At 57.4% G+C, this 5,127-nt stretch carries 4 protein-coding genes; all 4 read right to left on the bottom strand.

The window, feature by feature from the left end:
- Window positions 1-75: 75 nt before the first annotated feature.
- The 4 genes from emrB to DOU50_RS01315 all read right to left on the bottom strand — a co-directional run bounded on the left by emrB (window position 76) and on the right by DOU50_RS01315 (window position 4,967).
- Window positions 76-1,623 carry a multidrug efflux MFS transporter permease subunit EmrB gene (gene emrB, locus DOU50_RS01330; protein WP_024907690.1) on the bottom strand — a complete coding sequence of 516 codons (1,548 nt, stop codon included), beginning with the start codon at window positions 1,621-1,623 and terminating at the stop codon, window positions 76-78.
- A gap of 16 nt (window positions 1,624-1,639) precedes the next feature.
- Window positions 1,640-2,812, bottom strand: coding sequence for a multidrug efflux MFS transporter periplasmic adaptor subunit EmrA (gene emrA / locus DOU50_RS01325; RefSeq protein WP_029742047.1), 1,173 nt, complete (start codon window positions 2,810-2,812; stop codon window positions 1,640-1,642).
- Between the two features lie 126 nt (window positions 2,813-2,938).
- Window positions 2,939-3,469: a transcriptional repressor MprA gene (gene mprA / locus DOU50_RS01320; protein WP_023333174.1), complete on the bottom strand. Its 531-nt coding sequence runs from the start codon at window positions 3,467-3,469 to the stop codon at window positions 2,939-2,941.
- Between the two features lie 313 nt (window positions 3,470-3,782).
- Window positions 3,783-4,967 carry an MFS transporter gene (locus DOU50_RS01315; RefSeq protein ID WP_024907688.1) on the bottom strand — a complete coding sequence of 395 codons (1,185 nt, stop codon included), beginning with the start codon at window positions 4,965-4,967 and terminating at the stop codon, window positions 3,783-3,785.
- Window positions 4,968-5,127 lie beyond the last annotated feature (160 nt).

Below are 5,127 nucleotides of genomic sequence, written 5' to 3'. Positions count from 1 at the left end.
CGGGCCTACGAATGGTGGCCCGGTAAGCGTAGGCCGGGTAAGGCGTAGCCGCCACCCGGCAACTCGTGCACAGAACTAGTGCGCGCCACCGCCGCCGCTACCGGCGCCAAACGGTGGTTTAGCAAACCACACCAGCCCCAGCAGGACGATAAAGATCCCCGCCGATATCCAGAAAATCTCGTTGGCCGAGATAATCAGCCCCTGGTTGGTGATCTGCTGGGCAATCCACCCTGACGCCTGCTGCTCCGTCATCCCCATTCCCTGAAGCTGGTTGTACATTTCGCGGGAATTCGGGTTGAACGGGTTCACCGCTTCGGTCAGCTGCGCATGGTGCATCGATTCACGGTTAGTCCACAGGGTGGTGGTGATCGACGTACCGATGGAGCCCGCCAGCGTTCGCGTAAAGTTCGACAGGCTCGATGCCGCCGCCATGCGCTCAGGCGGTAAACCGGAAAGCGTGATGGTGGTCAGTGGCATAAAGAAACACGCCACGGCAAAGCCCTGAATAAACTGCGGCCACGCGGACGCGCCAAAGTCCATTCCCGGTTCGAACGTATACGCGCGCCAGTAGAAGCACACGGCGTACATGATAAAGCTGAACGTCACCAGCCTGCGCATGTCGAGCTTGTGGGCGAAGCGGCCAATAATCGGCGACAGCAGAACCGGAATCAATCCAACCGGTGCCGAGGCTAAACCTGCCCAGGTTGCGGTGTAGCCGTATACCTCCTGCAACAGCTGCGGCAGCAGTACAATCGCGCCGAAGTAGAGCATGTAGGCGAGGCTGATACACAGACAGCCAATGGTGAAGTTTCGCGACTTAAACAGCGACAGGTCGACTATCGGGTTATCGTCCGTCAGCTCCCAGACAATCAGGAAGCTCAGCGACACCACCGCGACAATCGTCAGGATGATGATCTCCCGGGAGTTGAACCAGTCCAGCTCTTTGCCCTGGTCGAGCATGACCTGCAGGCTACCGATGCCGATAACCAGCAATGCCAGACCAATGGCGTCGATACGCCGCTGTTCCGTCCGGGTTTCTCTGCCGCGCAGCGTCTGGAGCGTCAGCATTACCACGATGGCGCCAATCGGTACGTTGATGAAGAAGATCCAGCCCCAGTGATAGTTGTCGCTGATATAGCCGCCTAAAATAGGCCCGCAAATCGGGGCGACAATCACGGTCATTGACCATAGCGCAAGCGCAATTGAGCGTTTGGCGGGCGGGTAGTTGTTCAGCAGTAAACTCTGCGACAGCGGAATCAACGGCCCGGCGACAATCCCCTGAATAACGCGGAAGAATATCAGCATCGTCAGGCTGCTGGACATGCCGCACGCCCAGGAGGCAAGAACGAACAATACCGTCGACCAGAGGAACAGCTTCACTTCACCGACGCGCTTTGCCAGCCAGCCGGTAATCGGAATGGAGATGGCGTTTGCCACCCCAAACGAGGTAATGACCCAGGTACCCTGGCTCAGCGACGAGCCAAGGTTACCGGCGATGGTCGGGATCGCCACGTTCGCGATGGTGGAGTCCAGCACCTGCATGAATGTCGCAAGAGAGAGCGCAATGGTCATGATGACCAGCTGCGCCCCTTCCAGCGGTTTTTGCGGCTTTTGCTGTTGCATAACGCTCACCTTCGGATTAACCGGCGTTTGCCTTCACGATGTCATCGATCAGCTTGTTGACCGGATCGAGGCTAATTTCACGGGCGTTACTTTCATAAGCCGGGCTGCTGCGAACCTGGCTTGCCAGGATCTGACCGTCGCGGTTGGCGGTGTCGACCGTCACCAGCGTAGAGAGGCCGATACGCAGCGGGTGATCCGCCAGCTGTTTGGCATCCAGCTCAATACGCACAGGCAGACGCTGAACCACTTTGATCCAGTTACCGGTGGCGTTTTGCGCAGGCAGCAGGGAGAAGGCGCTGCCGGTCCCCATATCCAGGCCGACCACTTTACCGGTGTACTTCACGTCATCGCCGTAGATGTCGCTGACAACCGTCGCGGTCTGGCCGATACGCATATGGGCAAGCTGTGTCTCTTTAAAGTTGGCATCTACCCACAGATTGTCTGCCGGCACGACCGCCATCAGCGGCGTGGTTGGGCTAATCTGCGCCCCTGGCTGGACGGAACGACGGGAGACATAGCCGGTCATCGGGCTGACGATTTTAGTACGCTGCAGGGCAAGCCACGCGTTGCGCACTTCAGTCGCCGCCTGCTGAACGGCGGGCTGGTTTTCCAGGCTGGTGCCCAGCACCATCGCCTGGTTGGCGTTGTACTGTTGAATGGCCACATCCAGCTGTGCCTGAGCGCTGGCCACGGCATCGCGGGCGTGCTGCAGCTCTTCACGGCCAATCAGGTTAGCCGTGCCGAGCGGCACGCGGCGGTTCAGGTCGCTCTGCGCCTGCGCCAGTGCCGTTTTCTGCACGTCGATGTTGGCCTGCAGCTGTTTGCTGTTGATCATCAGCTGGCGGGTCTGACGGACGCTGGAGGCCAGCGCGGTCTGTGCTTTTTCAAACGCCTGCTGTGCGTCGGTTGGATCGAGGGTCACCAACACATCGCCTTTTTGCACAAAGTCGGTATTGTCAGCCCAGACTTTCGTCACGCTGCCCGACACCTGCGCCATAATTTGTACCTGGTTCCCTGCTACGTACGCGTCGTCAGTCTCTTCAGCATGACGCAGTACTAAAAACCAATAGATCCCATATGCCACGGCAATAATGATAAAGAGCAAGGTCAACAGAAGAAGGGCGCTCTTACGTTTGCCTTTCTTGTTGCCCGGCTGCTGCGGGGTAGTGCTCTCCGCATTTGCGCTCATTGTAGTTCTCCACGATCTTCTTATTTTCACATCGGCTGAGCCGACCTGTTGTCAGAAAGGCCAGCAGTGTGACGTGCTGGCCTGTCGGTTTTCTTATGAATCTGGAATGGTGAGCGTGTCGTCGCGTTAGCGCAGCGCCTCAAGAACGGCGCCGTCTTCATCCATCTGGTCCAGACGGGTGAGCAGCTTGCGAGTGATGTGCTCAAGCTGGTCGCGCTCGGCGGTGCTGAGGACAGACCAGAGTTTGTGCAGGCAATTGTGCTGAGGTGGCAGCACCTCGCGCAGGAACTGGTGACCTTTATCGGTCAGTTGCAGATGCAGGCAGCGGCGATCGTTGTCGCTTTCACGGCGCTCAATCCAGCCACGCTTTTCGAGTTCATCGGCAATACGGGTCGCATTGGTACGGGAAGAGCCCAGCGCGCAGCTCAGTTCGGAAGGCTGAATGCTGTGATTTTCCTGAGACTCCAGCGTAATCAACGCCATAAACAACGTCTCGTTAATCCCTTGAGCTTTCAGCATTTTATTACGGTTTTCCAGTAGCTTACCCTGCATGTGCATGCACAGGCGAGTCAGCAGGATTTCCTGGTACGGGAAGTCCTCATGGCGACTGGCGCGGAATTTAAGCATTTGTTCAATGGGCGTAAACGAACTATCCATTTGGGCATAACCTCATTAATTACAGCCGATATAGTAACGATAGTGACAAATAATGTAAATGAATTATTTGTGCGGTTATATCCGCCAAATCAATGTCACCATCAGAAAGCGCCGGGTAAGTCCGTGACCCGGTGAGCACAGAAAGCGTAGGGTGTGAACCCGCTGGAGAAAGGATGTGAGGACGGGGGTCTGAACTATTCATGCCGATTGTAAATATGTCACCCACATTAAAATTTCTGGGATAAATGATTACGTTTACATTAACAGAGTGAAGGGCCTCTTAACACCCTAAGAGGCCAACGCAATGTAAAACTTAGTGAATTGCATCCTGGCGATGGTAACCGCGCCACCATACTAGCAGGTTAAGGGTGGCGACGATGGCCCCAATCGCACATACCCCCGACCAGCCTGCATGCTGCCACGCCGACGCTGAAATGAGCGAACCCGCCGCGCCGCCAATGAAGTAGCTGGTCATGTAACCGGCCGTCAGGCGGTTACGCGCCTCTGGCTTCACGCGATAGATGACGGTCTGATTGGTGATGTGAACGCCCTGAACGGTGAGATCGAGCACCAGGATGCCGACGATCAGCGCCAGCACCGAGACGTGCCCATACCAGATTGCCGCCCAGGAGAGCAGAAGTAAAATCAGCCCTGCGGAGGTGGTCAGGTGGGATTTACCCTTGTCGGCCAGCCCGCCTGCGGGACGCGCGCCCAGTGCGCCTGCGGCACCGGCCAGACCGAACAGGCCAATCACCCCTTCGGAATAATTGAACGGCGGCGCTGCAAGCAGAAACGCCATCGACGTCCACAGAATGCTGAAGTTAGCGAAGGTGAAACAGCCCAGCAGGGCGCGGGTGCGCAGAAGCTTATCCTGGGTGAACAGACTGAAAACGGAGGCCAGCAGTTGAGGATAGTTCAGGTGGTTGTCCTGCTTCACTTTTGGCAGCCCGCGCCACAGCGCCAGCGCCATGATGACCATCAGCACGCTCGCTACCCAGTATACGGTGCGCCAGCCGCCGAGGCTTGCCAGCAGCCCGGCAACGGTACGCGCCAGCAAAATCCCCAGCAGCAGGCCACTCATGATGGTGCCCACCACCTTGCCGCGTTTTTCCGGGGAGGCGAGGGTCGCGGCGAGCGGGACCAGAATTTGCGCCACCACGGAGAACAGCCCCGTCAGCGCGGTACCGACGATCATCATCGTCAGCGACTGGCTGCTGGCGGTGATCAGCATCCCACCGGCGGCCAGCAGGGTCATGGAGACGATCAGCATTCGGCGTTCAAACATATCGCCGAGCGGCACCAGGAACAGCAGTCCGGCGGCATAGCCGAGCTGTGCAGCGGTGACAATAAAGCCTGCGGAGCTGGCGGAGAGATTGAACGCGCGGGCGATGGTGTCGAGAAGAGGCTGCGCGTAATAGTTGCTGGCGACCGCCAGACCCGTTGCCACGGACATTAAAAGGATGAGTGCGGGGCTAAGCCCTTGAGTGGTTTTTGTCATTAGTTTCAGGAATCGTTAGTTGAGTGATTATTTTTCCGGAAACCATAATAGCTAATGATTGTGAATGTTGGGGGATTGTTATGTGTGTGTTTGTGCGGTTAATCCCCTCACCCCAGCCCTCTCCCCAAAGGGGAGAGGGTTAGGGTGAGGGGCAGGGGGG

This window comes from Enterobacter sp. C6 (assembly GCF_008122455.1).
GTDB lineage: Bacteria > Pseudomonadota > Gammaproteobacteria > Enterobacterales > Enterobacteriaceae > Enterobacter > Enterobacter pseudoroggenkampii.
This window is presented reverse-complemented; position numbering and strand designations above follow the sequence as displayed.